The organism is Bacteroides sp. CAG:633 (genome assembly GCF_000435115.1).
Lineage (GTDB): Bacteria > Bacteroidota > Bacteroidia > Bacteroidales > Bacteroidaceae > Bacteroides > Bacteroides ndongoniae.
Genome location: NZ_FR883035.1, coordinates 1 through 14,228, shown reverse-complemented (window position 1 = coordinate 14,228; position 14,228 = coordinate 1). Strand labels below are relative to the sequence as shown.

The following is a 14,228-nucleotide window of genomic DNA, read 5'->3' as shown; positions in this document are numbered from 1 at the left end:
CAGCTCCAGCGTCTCGGCATAGCGCTTGCGGGCCTCGCGGTAGCGCAGGGGTTCGATACGGCGGTTCCACTTCAGCGAGTTATAGCCGAAGAGCGACTGCGAGTAACCGATGTTGATGGGCGAAGTCTGATACGAATGGCTGTCGTCGCTGAACAGGTCGATGCGCTGCGCCGACGTTTCCACAAAGAAGGTACCGCCCGTCCAGGGCACGTTCTGCGTCAGGCTCAGGGTGAGGTTGGTGCTCAGCAGATTCTGTTCGACAAACTTCACGCTACCGTCGCCCATCGTCACCTTGTTGATGGCACGGTCCAGGTAAGGGCTGGAGGTCAGCGTCAGGTTGGGCAGATAGTTGGCACGGTAGTAGCGGTAGTTCCAGTACGAAGAGCGGAAACTGTGGCGAGCGCTCTGGGCATCGGGCGATTGCTGCTGGGCGTGGCGGATGGTCTGTTGAAGGTTCAGTTCCATCGTCTCCTGTGCTTGCGCGGCGGTGCAGAGGGCGCAGGCCGTTCCTATTGTCAGTATGATACGTTTAAGCATAATTCTTCCATTTATTTACGAAAAGAGTATCAAAAGCTGTGCCAAACGTGTATCGCCCTATCTATCTGCACATTACGAATATCAAGAAATTCTTATCCGCGTGCACTATCGCACAAAAATAGTGCGGAACCGCACGCACAGCACAAGGATATTATCACTATCTTTGCAGCAGCACACAGCTGTGCCATCACCATTTACGAACAGACATGCTTATGGAAAACTTAGGTAAAATACTGATTGTGGACGACAACGAAGACGTGCTCTTCGCCCTGAACCTGCTGCTGGAGCCCTATGCCGAGAAGATAAAGGTCATCACCGGCCCCGACCGGCTGGAGCACTTCATCACCACCTTCCACCCCGACATCATCCTGCTCGACATGAACTTCAGTCGCGATGTGGTGAGCGGACAGGAAGGCTTCGACTGTCTGAAACAGATTCTGCAAATCGACCCCCAGGCAGTTGTCATCTTCATGACCGCCTACTCGGACACCGACAAGGCAGTGCGTGCCATCAAGGCAGGAGCCACCGACTTCATCCCCAAACCCTGGGAGAAGGAAAAGCTGCTGGCCACCCTCTCGTCGGGCATCAAGCTACGCCGCTCCCGACGCGAAGTCAGCCTGCTGAAGGAACAGGTCGAAGCACTGAGCGACGGGAATGCCGACGAGCGCATCATCGGCGAGTCGCCAGCCATGCACGCAGTCTTCGACACAGTGGACAAGCTGCGCGACACGGACGCCAACATCCTCATCCTGGGCGAGAACGGAACGGGGAAGGACGTCATTGCACGCTTGCTCTACCGTAACTCGCCCCGCTGCGGACGTCCGTTCGTCACCATCGACCTGGGAAGCATCCCCGAACAGCTGTTCGAAAGCGAGCTGTTCGGCTACGAAAAAGGTGCCTTCACCGACGCGCGCAAGGCCAAGGCAGGCCGCATGGAAGTAGCCACGGGCGGTACGCTCTTTCTGGACGAAATAGGCAACCTGTCCCTGCCCATGCAGGCCAAGCTGCTCACCGCCATCGAAAAACGGCAGATCAGCCGCTTGGGCAGCACGCAAACCATACCGATTGACGTACGCCTGATCTGTGCCACCAATGCCGACATCCGCCGCATGATAGAAGAAGAACGCTTCCGCCAGGACCTGCTCTACCGCATCAACACCATCGAGCTGCACATCCCTCCCCTGCGCGAACGTGGAGAAGACATCCTATTGCTGGCCGACTACTTTCTGCAACGCTACGCCCGCAAATACCAAAAGGAGATGCGTGGCCTGACGCGCGAAGCCAAGAACAAACTGCTGAAGTACGCCTGGCCGGGCAACGTACGCGAACTGCAGCACACCATGGAACGTGCCGTCATCCTGGGCGACGGCTCGTTGCTGCGCCCCGAGAACTTCGTCTTCCAGGCCACCACTCCCCGCCCCCGCAAGGAAGAACAGGAAGTCCTCAACCTGGAACAGCTGGAACGGCAAGCCATCGAACGTGCCATGCGTCTGAGCGAAGGCAACGTCAGCCGGGCTGCCGAATACCTGGGTATCACCCGCTTTGCCCTGTATCGTAAACTGGAAAAATTAGGCCTATGAAACGTTATTCCCTTGTCGTCATTCTGCACATCATCGGCATCTGCTTGCTGTCCGTTGTTATCTATCTGCTGATACAGGAACAATTGTGGTTCAGCGCACTGATGGCTTTCCTCTTCCTGTTGGCGCTTGCCATCCACCTCTACCGTATGCAGCTGATACAGATACGCATGATGCGCCACTTGGCCGAAAGCCTGCGGTTCGACGACATGATGCTGTCGTTCCGGTCTCCCTACCGCAACCGCTCCATGGAGACCATGACCCTGGAACTGTCGGAAGCCATGAAGAACTTCCGCACCCGCATTCTGGAACGCAACGAGATGGATGCCTGGCAGAAACTGATCCGGGTACTGACCCACGAGATCATGAACTCCATCACCCCCATCATATCCCTGTCGGAAACCCTGAGCGAACGCGAGATGAATGAAAAGAACTATCCCATCATGAAACAGGGTATGCAGACCATTCATCGCCGCAGCAAAGGCTTGCTCGAATTTGTCGAGAACTACCGTAAACTGACACGCCTCCCCTCGCCTGTCCGCCGCCCCGTCTCCGTACGCGAACTGCTGCTTGACCTGCACAAGCTCTATCCCGAGGAATACATCCACATCGAACTTCCCCAACAGGACCGCATCATCCAGATAGACCGCGCACAGATCGAGCAGGTATTAATCAATCTGATAAAGAACGCGATGGAAGCATGTGGCAAAAAGCAGCATCCGCGGATAGACATCAAGGTCGTCCCCGGCTTTGCCTGGCAATGCCTGATAACAGTCAGCGACAACGGCGACGGCATCCTACCCGACGTACAAGACAAGATATTCGTTCCCTTCTTCAGCACCAAACCCAACGGCTCCGGCATCGGACTTAGCCTGTGCAAACAGATTATGAACCGCCACGGAGGCAACATCACCGTACAGTCCGTCACCGGACAAGGCTGCAGCTTCACTCTGGAGTTCTAACCCGCATTTTTTATCTACAGAAAATCAAAGGATTACAAAAAAACAATCAGAAAATTACCAAAACATTTGGCACATATCACTAAAAATACTACCTTTGCACTCGCTTTTAAGAAATAAAACATTCGGGGTGTAGCGCAGTCCGGTTAGCGCACCTGCTTTGGGAGCAGGGGGTCGTGGGTTCGAATCCCGCTACCCCGACAAACTGAAAATCAGAGGTTTACGAAATGTGAATCTCTGATTTTTTTGTTATTTCTTGCTTGAAAATACACAATAAAGTACAATAAAACACATTAATTGTTGTCAAATACGGGTCAAATTCGGGTCAAATTCGGTGCAAATTCGGTGCAAAATTAAAGTCAATTACTAAAACAGCATCAGGTTTCTTAAAAGCCCTCTTTCCTCGCCACACTCCAAGCCAAAGGTCACACATATAATCATTTTACGTATCCGTTAATTTTTCCGACTTCGTTTCGTCCGTCACACCCTCAGCCTTCTTAATGACAGTACGGGTAAGCGTATGTAGCAGTGTCCCACTCTAAGAAACTTCTGTTACAATCCTGCCAAAATTAATTCAAATATTGTCATATCGTATAACTTTGATTAATAATTTCATATGAAAAAATTTACTTATAGAGAAAATTACAAGGCTAGTCGGACAAAACAATTAAAAAAAGTTCGTTTTTAGGCAAAAAGAAAGCGTGACTACTGAGATAATCACGCTGAAAGAATATTAATCTTGAATCGTTTTACATCGCACACTCATGCTCCAGCTCGTTGGTTATGGCCTTATTGATAAAATCATTGATAGTCATACCTGTACTTGCAGCAAATGCAGCCACACGAGCATGAAGTTCAGAAGTCATACGCAGATTAAGTTTCCCGCTGAACGGTTTTAGCGGCTCAACTCCATCCGCTTTGCAACCTTCGAGATAACTATCGATTCCTTCTTCAAAATCCTTTTGGAGTTCGTCGATGGTAGTCCCTTCATAAAGAATCAAAATTTTATTGCCCATTCCTTGCACTTTACCACAAAGGCAATTATCTTCTTTGCTGTATTCTACAGAACCCTTATAACCTTTATATTCCAAATAATCCATAACTCTTTATATTAAACCGTTATTCTTCAAATGTTGATAAATTGCTTTCATCATCCACGCTTTCATTATGCTTCCTGGGTGTGGACAATGTATATCTATGTACTGCCCCGTTTCTTCGTTCTTGAAACGAATACGAGAACCGGAAGTAGCCCCTTTGTTGTGCCTGATGTAACCGAAGTAACCAAGTAAAGAAAGTGTCTCTTCAAAAGTGAAGTCCTTTGGCTGCTTCTTGAACCGTTCTATCAATTTCTCTTTTGAACCCATTGCATTTTCGTTTTACGCAAAAGTACTAAATATGGTACTAAAGACAAAGTCTTTTATACAAAAAAATAGCAATACCATAAAGATACCGCTATTCAGATATTCCATATCTAAGATTTTAAATCGTTCGATTTAATAAACCTCGTAATGTTTCTGCCAACACCTATCCCCCTTTAAGGTTGAAAGCTTATTCTACATCTCAATATCATTCTCAGTTTCTCTGCCTGTCCTCTTGACAACTTCAATCTCATCCAAAACAAAATTTACATTCCCAACAAAGGCGATATCCCACTGCCCTCACTACATACCAAATCAAAAATCACATATATAGTCATTTTATCTCACAACATAAAGCATCAAATGTTTTGCTCAGAAAGCCACAAGCACATTATCACACTATATATACAGGCAAAATAAAATCATATCCCATGCCCAGTGTTATGAAATGAAGCGCATTTCCTCTTTTCCAAGCCCAAATAAAATGATAAAATATTCAAGACAAAACAAACATTCTGTTCATACAATACACTGCCTCATACTCAGACTACATCTTCAGATAAAATTCACGAGTTAAATCTACATACTCTTTGCTATACCCTCCTGCAGCTTGCTCAATGCACAATTCTTCATTGACACACTCTCTTTTCTCGAAAGAGAAAGCTAACATTACCCGACGACATGGCTTTCCGGGTTTGGTAAAAACACGCATACGACGTACCGGATACAACTGATGCATCCAAGCTACATCCTCAACTGCCTGTTCCACTTCGGAAGGTATTATAATGGCTATCACTCCATGAGGTTGCAACAGATGAGACGAATGACGGAACAACAAATCATAGTTCAGACTGTCAGTATGGCGCGCTACAGAACGTTGCTTGTCAGGCGACTTCAATGCATCAAGAAAATACGGAGGATTGGATACGATAAGATCGAAACCTACCTCGGAACTGTAATTCCGGAAATCACAACACAAAACCGTCAACCTGTCCTTCCACGCCGAACGTCCTATATTTTCTTCTGCCTGCTCTGCTGCAGCTTTGTCTATCTCAACTCCAACAATCCTTGCCTGAGGCGCACGCTGAGCCAACTGCAAGGCTATCAAACCTGTACCGGTTCCGACATCCAGCACATTCGTGCATCCCTCAACCGGCGCCCACGCTCCCAACAATACGCCATCCGTGCCAACCTTCATGGCACATCTGTCATGCCATACGGTAAAATGTTTAAACTGAAAAAAGTTGTTCGACATAGAAATCTTTGTTATTGACGCCCAAAAATAAGCAAAGAATAAAAAGATTGATGCATTTTGGCATCGTTTTTGTGTTTTTAAAGAGAAAGTAAGCTGTTATAATTGAAGAAATAGCTAAATTTGCGGCGCTTTATTGGCCAGCCAATATGACTTAAATTAAAAAGCAAAAAAATGAAGAAAAGACATTACCTAAGCGATATCGAAGACAGGCACGGAAACGGTTTCTCCGTAATTGCTGATTTTGAAGGAAATGAAGAACAACTGATGAATATAGAAGTAGATGATACCCTGCCGATATTGCCACTTCGGAACATGGTTTTATTTCCCGGCGTATTCATGCCTGTATCCGTAGGAAGAAGCACTTCCCTGAGACTGATACGTGAAGCCGAAAAGAAAGGAAGCTATATAGGAGTAGTATGCCAGAAAATTGCAGAAACGGAGTCTCCCCTGTTTGAAGACTTGCATAACATAGGCACTATTGCCAAGATAATCCGTGTGCTCGAAATGCCCGACCAGACAACAACGGTTATCCTGCAGGGCTCTAAACGCATGGAGCTAAAAGAAATCGTCGAGACAACTCCGTATCTGAAAGGGCGCATTGTCCCCATGAACGAAGAACTGCCCGAAAAAGGCGACAAGGAATTTCAGGCTTTGGTAGAGGCTGTCAAAGATTTGACTATCCGCTACATCCGTACGCTTGATATGTTCCCGCAAGACTCTGCTTTTGCCATCAAGAATATCAGTAACCACATGTTCCTCATCGACTTCATCTGCACCAATCTGCCTCTGAAGAAAGATGAGAAAATCGAGTTATTGCAAATCAACGAATTGCGCACCCGTACCTATCGGTTACTGGCCATCCTGAACCGTGAAGTGCAACTGGCTGAAATCAAGGAATCCATCCAGATGCGTGCACGCGAAGACATTGATCAGCAACAACGCGAGTACTTCCTGCAGCAACAGATCAAAACCATCCAGGACGAACTGGGCGGAAACGGACAGGAGCAGGAAATAGAGGAAATGCGCAAAAAGGCCGGAACCATGAAATGGAGTGCCGAAGTAAAAGCCACCTTCCTGAAAGAAGTCGACAAGCTGGAGCGGATGCATGCGCAATCGCCCGACTACAGCGTTCAGCTGAACTACTTGCAGACCATGCTCAGCCTGCCATGGGGCATCTATACAACTGATAATCTCAGCCTGACCAACGCAGAAAAGACCCTGAATAAGGACCATTACGGACTGGAGAAAGTCAAAGAGCGTATTCTGGAGCATCTGGCCGTACTGAAGCTGAAAGGTGACATGAAGTCACCTATCATCTGCCTTTATGGTCCTCCGGGTGTAGGTAAAACGTCGTTAGGACGTTCCATCGCAGCTGCCCTGAAACGAAAATATGTACGTATGTCGTTGGGAGGAGTACACGATGAGGCAGAAATACGCGGACACCGGAAGACTTATATCGGTGCTATGCCGGGACGTATCATCAAGAACCTGATAAAAGCAGGCTCGTCAAACCCAGTTTTCATCCTCGATGAGATCGATAAAATAAATTCAGACCGTCAGGGCGACCCTTCGTCAGCCTTGCTCGAAGTTCTTGACCCGGAACAGAATATGGCTTTCCATGACAACTATCTGGATGTAGATTACGATTTGTCGAAAGTCATGTTCATAGCTACGGCCAATAACCTCAATACAATTCCAGGGCCTCTGCTCGACCGTATGGAACTGATCGAGGTCAGCGGATACATCACTGAAGAAAAAATAGAAATTGCCCGCCGGCATCTGGTACCCAAGGAGCTGGAAGCTAACGGTATGAAGAAAAACGATATCAAAATCCCCAAGAGCACACTGGAGATTATCATTGAGTCGTATACAAGAGAAAGCGGCGTACGCGAACTGGAAAAGAAAATCAGCAAAATACTCCGTAAATCGGCACGCCAGTATGCTACAGACGGCTACTTTGCCAAGACAGAAATCAAGCCGGGAGACCTGTACGACTTTCTGGGCGCACCGGAGTATACGCGCGACAAATATCAGGGCAACGAATATGCCGGCGTAGTAACAGGATTGGCCTGGACAGCCGTCGGAGGTGAAATTCTCTTTGTTGAAACAAGTTTGAGCCGAGGCAAAGGCGGCAGACTGACCCTGACCGGCAACCTGGGAGATGTAATGAAAGAGTCGGCTATGCTGGCACTGGAATACATCAAAGCCCACAATTCGCTATTGAATATAGATGATGCCATTTTCGATAACTGGAACATACACATTCATGTTCCCGAAGGCGCCATCCCCAAAGACGGACCTTCGGCCGGCATTACGATGGCCACCTCACTGGCGTCGGCCTTGACACAACGAAAAGTCAAAGCCAATCTGGCCATGACGGGTGAAATCACCCTGCGCGGGAAAGTATTGCCTGTAGGCGGAATCAAGGAAAAGATTCTGGCTGCCAAACGTGCCGGAATCAAAGAAATCATTTTAAGTGAAGAAAACCGGAAGAATATAGAGGAGATACAGGAAATATACCTGAAGGGACTCACTTTCCACTATGTAAAAGATATTAAAGAGGTATTTGCCATTGCGCTGACCAATGAAAAGGTAGCCGATGCCATCGACCTTTCCGTAAAAAATGATAAAACAGAAAAAGAGAAGGAATGACATTCGAGTTACAATATACAGACAGTAAAAGCAATGCACGTGCCGGTCTGATAACGACCGACCACGGCCAGATAGAGACTCCCATTTTCATGCCGGTAGGCACATTGGGAACCGTAAAAGGAGTACACCTGACCGAACTGAAAGAAGACATCAAGGCGCAGATCATCTTAGGTAACACCTATCACCTGTATCTGCGTCCGGGACTGGATGTCATCGAAAAAGCCGGCGGACTGCATAAGTTCAACGGATTCGACCGCCCGATGCTGACAGACAGCGGCGGTTTCCAGGTGTTTTCTCTCTCGGGCATCCGCAAGCTGCGCGAGGAGGGAGCTGAGTTCCGCTCGCACATCGACGGAAGTAAGCACATATTCACCCCCGAAAAGGTGATGGACATTGAGCGTACCATAGGTGCCGACATCATGATGGCCTTCGATGAATGTACTCCGGGAGATGCCGAATACGCTTATGCCAAAAAATCGATGGAGCTGACTCATCGCTGGCTGGACCGCTGTATCAAACGTTTCAACGAGACCGAGCCGAAGTATGGTTATCATCAGGCGCTTTTCCCCATCGTGCAAGGCTGTGTCTATCCCGATCTGCGGAAGCAATCGGCCGAATTCATCGCCTCAAAAGAGGCTGAAGGCAATGCCATCGGCGGACTGGCTGTAGGCGAGCCCACGGAGAAAATGTACGAAATGATAGAGCTGGTCAACGAAATTCTGCCCAAAGACAAACCCAGATACCTGATGGGAGTAGGCACGCCGATAAATATACTGGAAGGCATCGAACGTGGTGTAGACATGTTCGACTGCGTAATGCCTACCCGTAACGGACGCAACGGTATGCTCTTCACCAAAGACGGCATCATAAATATGCGCAACAAAAAGTGGGAAACAGACTTCTCGCCTATCGAAGCCAACGGAGCATCCTACGTAGATACATTATATACAAAGGCCTACCTGCGCCACTTATTCCACGCACAGGAACTATTGGCCATGCAAATAGCATCCGTACATAATCTGGCTTTCTACTTATGGTTGGCAGGCGAAGCCCGTAAACATATCATTGCCGGAGACTTTTCTACATGGAAGCCGATGATGGTAAAACGCTTATCGACGAGATTATGAGAAAAATAGACTGGAAGATTTTAAAAAACATCGAGCTGCCTAAAGGGAAATACCTGAAGCGGTTGGATTATTATATCATCAAAAAGTTCCTGGGGACGTATGTGTTTGCCATAGCACTGATCATCTCCATCGCGGTAGTATTCGACTTCAACGAGAAGATGGACCGGTTCATGTCGCACGAAGCTCCGTGGCGAGCCATTATTTTCGATTACTACATGAACTTTATTCCGTACTTTGCGAATCTGTTCAGTCCGTTGTTTGTCTTCATCGCCGTTATTTTCTTCACGTCGAAGCTGGCCGAGAATTCTGAAATCATAGCCATGTTCTCTACCGGCATGAGCTTCAAGCGAATGCTCCGGCCTTACATGGTTTCGGCAGCCATCATTGCAGTAGTCACTTTTTACCTTGGGTCATACGTCATTCCCAAAGGCAGCGTTACCCGTATCAACTTCGAGGACAAATACTACAAGCCGCGTAAAAGCAATACGGCACGTAACATCCAATTGGAAGTAGATACCGGTGTCATTGCCTACATCGACCGCTACGAAGACTATAGCAAAACTGGCTACCGCTTCTCTTTGGACAAGTTCAAAGGAAAGCAATTGGTATCGCACCTTACCGCCAGAGCCATTACCTACGACACTACAGCCCTGCATAAGTGGACCATCAAAGACTATATGATCCGCGAAATGGACGGAATGAAAGAAAGCATCACCAAAGGGAGTCGCATAGACACTACCCTGTTTATGGAACCTGCCGACTTTCTTATCATGAAGAACCAGCAGGAAATGCTGACAAGCCCTCAGTTAAGTGAATACATTGACCGCCAGAAACAACGGGGCTTTGCCAATATCAAGGAATTCGAGATAGAATACCATAAACGAATCGCCATGTCGTTTGCTTCGTTCATTTTGACCTTGATCGGCGTATCACTATCGTCTAAAAAGACCAAAGGCGGAATGGGATTGCACCTGGGTATCGGACTGGCTCTCAGTTTCTCATACATCCTGTTCCAAACCATTGCTTCAACATTTGCAGTCAACGGCAATGTTCCGCCAATGATTGCCGTATGGATTCCGAACGTGCTGTATACCTTCATAGCCTTCTACCTGTATACGAAAGCGCCCAAATAAAAGACAGTTAGAGAAAAATTTTTTCCCAGTTAGGAAAAAAGATTTTCTTAACTGGAAAAAAAATAAGCCCCTCTTGCTTCTGCATTGCACAGTAGCAAGAGGGGCTTTTTTGTTGTATACATTTCCTCTTTTGTCCAGTCCTTATTTCCAATCACCAAAGCCGTGTCAGAATGAGGACTCCCCTACTTTCTTCATACAGGTTCTTTAAACGCTTCCATCCCAATGGGATAAGGTTTAATTCAAGTAAGACGAAAGCTCAGCAGCAGAGATGTTTTTGGCAATTATTACACCATTATCATCCAGTAAATAGTTAGAAAATCCACGGCTCAAACGATATTTCTTAAACAAGCCGGAAGACTCGCCCTCAGTTTCCACGAAACAGGTCGGCGTAACTATTTGATCCTTACGAACGGTTTCCTCGAAAACTGACTTATACTCGTCAAACGAAACAGAAACCAATTCTACATTGTTGTTGGCCGAAGCACGAAGCGCATTATTCAAACTTGCGTTCTGCATACGGGACTGCGCATCATAACTGGCCCAGAAGCTAAGCAACACATAACGGCCTTTCAAGTCAGAAAGCTCATGTACGGATTGATTAGCCGACATAGTTTGGATTTCAAAATCCGGGGCTATGTCACCCACGTTCAAACCTCCCGTAGGTTTGTCTTTTTCTACAAAAGAAGTCAAGGAACTTATTAGTAATACAACAAAAACCCATTTTACATACTTCATGTAATATGATTTTAGTTAATACTATCCGAGCCTGCACCCGAGGCAGTGATTTCTTCCCGGAACATTGTCTTATAAGGCCCTGAAAACACTAAAAACAGTTGATACTCAAAACCTTTTATTATGAAATCGGCGGCAAAGGTAGGTATTTATTGAAATAAAATCCAAATAAACAAGAAAAAAACTCACTTTTTAACGTCATATTTTTATGTTATTTAGCATAAATAGGAAGTTTTTTCTTTACTTTTGCCGAATAATAACCGAAAAACAGAGATATCTTATGCAACAGTCCTCGAATACCGAACTTATTCTGATACGAATTACCGGTGAAGACCGCCCCGGATTGACGGCTTCTGTCACTGAAGTTCTTGCCAAATACGATGCAACCATTCTGGATATCGGCCAGGCCGACATACACAATACACTATCACTGGGCATCTTGTGCATGACCGAAGAGCAACATTCCGGCTTTATTATGAAGGAACTGCTGTTCAAAGCATCTTCCTTGGGCGTCACCATCCGATTCTACCCCATCACCACAAAGGAATATGAAGACTGGGTAAGCATGCAAGGCAAAAACAGATATATTCTGACTTTGCTGGGCCGTAAATTATCAGCCCGACAGATTTCAGCCGTCACCCGCATTCTGGCAGAACAGGGAATGAACATTGATGCCATCAAGCGTCTGACAGGACGAATCCCCCTGAACGAATGCGAAGCACGTACAAGGGCCTGCATAGAGTTTTCTGTACGAGGTACCCCTAAAGACAGAACCATCATGCAAGAACAGCTGATGCGACTGGCCAGTGAATTGGAAATGGATTTTTCATTCCAGCTGGACAACATGTACCGCCGCATGCGCCGACTTATTTGTTTTGATATGGACTCCACACTGATAGAAACAGAAGTTATAGACGAACTGGCTATACGCGCCGGTGTCGGCGACAAAGTGAAAGCCATCACCGAACGGGCCATGCGCGGAGAAATAGACTTCATCGAGAGTTTCCGTGAACGGGTAGCTCTGCTAAAAGGACTTGACGAATCTGTTATGCAAGAAATAGCAGAAAACCTGCCTATCACAGAGGGTGTAGACCGCCTGATGTTTGTGCTGAAAAAATACGGATACAAGATAGCCATCCTCTCGGGAGGTTTTACTTATTTCGGCCAGTATCTGCAGAAGAAATATGGAATAGATTACGTATATGCCAACGAATTGGAAATCGTAGACGGAAAGCTGACCGGACGATATCTGGGCGATGTAGTAGACGGCAAACGCAAAGCCGAGCTTTTACGTCTCATCGCACAGGTGGAAAAAGTAGACATCGCACAGACAATTGCCGTAGGCGACGGAGCCAACGACCTTCCCATGCTGGGCATTGCCGGTCTTGGTATTGCCTTTCATGCCAAACCCAAAGTAGTGGCCAACGCCAAGCAATCCATCAACACGATTGGCCTGGATGGCGTACTCTATTTTCTCGGTTTTAAAGATTCTTATATCGATCTGCCCAAATAACACACCCCAATAAGCGAACCGTTTATTTTTGCCATAAATATAGAAATTGCTATCTTTGCGCCATATAAAACAAAAACATGAAGTTTTCCGAACTACCACTTAACGACCAAGTACTCGATGCACTGGAAGCCATGCGCTTCGAAGAATGTACTCCGATACAAGAGAAATCAATACCCGTCATACTCGACGGTAAGGACCTGATAGCCGTAGCTCAAACCGGCACAGGAAAAACGGCTGCATATTTATTGCCTATCCTGAACAAACTCTCCGAGGAAGAACATCCCGAAGACGCCATCAACTGCATCATTATGGCTCCTACACGCGAACTGGCCCAGCAAATAGACCAGCAGATGGAAGGTTTTTCGTATTTTATGCCGGTATCAAGTGTAGCCGTTTACGGAGGTAATGACGGAATTCTTTTTGAACAGCAGAAAAAAGGCCTCACATTAGGCGCAGATGTTGTTATTGCCACTCCCGGGCGATTGATAGCCCACCTGAGCCTGGGATATGTAGATCTTTCACGGGTTTCCTATTTCATTTTGGACGAAGCCGACCGCATGCTCGACATGGGATTTTACGATGATATTATGCAAATAGCAAAATATCTGCCCAAAGAACGGCAAACCATCATGTTTTCGGCTACAATGCCTGCCAAAATACAGCAATTGGCCCAGTCAATCCTCAACAATCCGGTAGAAGTCAAATTATCAGTTTCGAAGCCTGCAGATAAAATCATTCAGGCAGCCTACATCTGCTATGAGAACCAGAAATTAGGCATCATACGCGATCTGTTTGCCGAACAGACTCCGGAACGTGTCATCATCTTCGCCTCGTCCAAACTGAAAGTCAAAGAAGTAACAAAAGCATTAAAACACATGAAGCTGAATGTTGGCGAAATGCACTCTGACTTGGAACAGGCACAGCGTGAAGAAGTAATGTATGCCTTCAAGGCCGGAAAAATAAACATTCTGGTCGCTACGGACATTGTAGCACGCGGAATCGACATTGATGACATCCGTCTGGTCATCAACTACGATGTTCCCCACGACTGCGAAGACTATGTACACCGGATCGGCCGTACCGCACGTGCCAACAACGATGGAGTCGCTATCACGTTCGTCAGCGAGAAGGAACAATCAAACTTCAAAGTCATTGAGAACTTCTTAGAAAGAGACATTTACAAAATCCCCGTCCCCGCAACATTAGGAGAAGCCCCCGAATACAAGCCGCGTACCAACGAGAACCACAAGCGTAATGGCAACGGCAAAAAAGGCGGAGGAAAAAAGAACAACAGACGAAACGGCAAAAAAGAAGCTAAAAAGCCCTTTTAATCCTATTTAGGGCTTTTCAATAAACAATAGTTCGTTAAAAATTAGCCTAGCCTA

11 protein-coding genes, 1 tRNA gene and 1 pseudogene are annotated in these 14,228 nt (G+C 46.7%); 8 read left to right on the top strand and 5 right to left on the bottom strand.

What is annotated here, in order from left to right; translation table 11 throughout:
• Nucleotides 1–465 (bottom strand): annotated as a pseudogene (locus QVP67_RS05090) (TolC family protein); the annotation flags it as partial.
• Nucleotides 466–749: 284 nt separating this feature from the next.
• Between QVP67_RS05090 and QVP67_RS05085 the strand changes: the two are divergent.
• From QVP67_RS05085 to QVP67_RS05075, 3 genes are all read left to right on the top strand, one after another.
• Nucleotides 750–2,117, top strand: coding sequence for a sigma-54-dependent transcriptional regulator (locus QVP67_RS05085; RefSeq protein ID WP_022162483.1), 1,368 nt, complete (start codon nt 750–752; stop codon nt 2,115–2,117).
• Nucleotides 2,114–3,076 (top strand): sensor histidine kinase, encoded by a 963-nt coding sequence (locus QVP67_RS05080; protein WP_022162482.1) that lies wholly within the window; start codon nt 2,114–2,116, stop codon nt 3,074–3,076. The genes QVP67_RS05085 and QVP67_RS05080 overlap by 4 nt, the downstream gene beginning before the upstream one ends.
• Nucleotides 3,077–3,199: 123 nt before the next feature.
• Nucleotides 3,200–3,274: transfer RNA gene (locus tag QVP67_RS05075), tRNA-Pro, on the top strand.
• A gap of 548 nt (nt 3,275–3,822) precedes the next feature.
• Here the strand turns inward: QVP67_RS05075 and QVP67_RS05070 are convergent.
• From QVP67_RS05070 to QVP67_RS05060, 3 genes are all read right to left on the bottom strand, one after another.
• Entirely contained in the window at nt 3,823–4,173 is a 351-nt protein-coding gene (locus QVP67_RS05070) for a type II toxin-antitoxin system HicB family antitoxin (protein WP_022162481.1), read from the bottom strand.
• A 6-nt stretch (nt 4,174–4,179) separates the two neighbouring features.
• The gene (locus QVP67_RS05065) at nt 4,180–4,437 is read right to left on the bottom strand and encodes a type II toxin-antitoxin system HicA family toxin (RefSeq protein WP_022162480.1); all 258 of its coding nucleotides are present in this window, start codon (nt 4,435–4,437) and stop codon (nt 4,180–4,182) included.
• 541 nt (nt 4,438–4,978) lie between these two features.
• On the bottom strand, nt 4,979–5,686 hold the full coding sequence (locus QVP67_RS05060; protein WP_022162478.1) for a tRNA1(Val) (adenine(37)-N6)-methyltransferase: 708 nt from the start codon (nt 5,684–5,686) through the stop codon (nt 4,979–4,981).
• A gap of 171 nt (nt 5,687–5,857) precedes the next feature.
• Between QVP67_RS05060 and lon the strand changes: the two genes are divergently transcribed.
• The 3 genes from lon to QVP67_RS05045 are packed head-to-tail and all read left to right on the top strand — an operon-like array spanning nt 5,858 to nt 10,598.
• A complete protein-coding gene (gene lon / locus QVP67_RS05055; RefSeq protein ID WP_022162477.1) occupies nt 5,858–8,338 on the top strand; it encodes an endopeptidase La in 2,481 nt (826 codons plus the stop codon).
• On the top strand, nt 8,335–9,465 hold the full coding sequence (tgt, locus tag QVP67_RS05050) for a tRNA guanosine(34) transglycosylase Tgt (protein ID WP_022162476.1): 1,131 nt from the start codon (nt 8,335–8,337) through the stop codon (nt 9,463–9,465). The genes lon and tgt overlap by 4 nt, the downstream gene beginning before the upstream one ends.
• Nucleotides 9,462–10,598: an LptF/LptG family permease gene (locus QVP67_RS05045; protein ID WP_071150699.1), complete on the top strand. Its 1,137-nt coding sequence runs from the start codon at nt 9,462–9,464 to the stop codon at nt 10,596–10,598. The genes tgt and QVP67_RS05045 overlap by 4 nt, the downstream gene beginning before the upstream one ends.
• A gap of 234 nt (nt 10,599–10,832) precedes the next feature.
• Here QVP67_RS05045 and QVP67_RS05040 read toward each other — a convergent pair whose 3' ends face one another.
• Nucleotides 10,833–11,333, bottom strand: coding sequence for a thioredoxin family protein (locus QVP67_RS05040; RefSeq protein WP_022162474.1), 501 nt, complete (start codon nt 11,331–11,333; stop codon nt 10,833–10,835).
• A gap of 277 nt (nt 11,334–11,610) precedes the next feature.
• On the opposite strand from QVP67_RS05040, the gene serB reads away from it, so the two are divergent.
• Nucleotides 11,611–12,843, top strand: a complete 1,233-nt coding sequence (serB, locus tag QVP67_RS05035; protein ID WP_022162473.1) for a phosphoserine phosphatase SerB — start codon at nt 11,611–11,613, stop codon at nt 12,841–12,843.
• A gap of 77 nt (nt 12,844–12,920) precedes the next feature.
• Nucleotides 12,921–14,174: a DEAD/DEAH box helicase gene (locus QVP67_RS05030; RefSeq protein WP_022162472.1), complete on the top strand. Its 1,254-nt coding sequence runs from the start codon at nt 12,921–12,923 to the stop codon at nt 14,172–14,174.
• Nucleotides 14,175–14,228 lie beyond the last annotated feature (54 nt).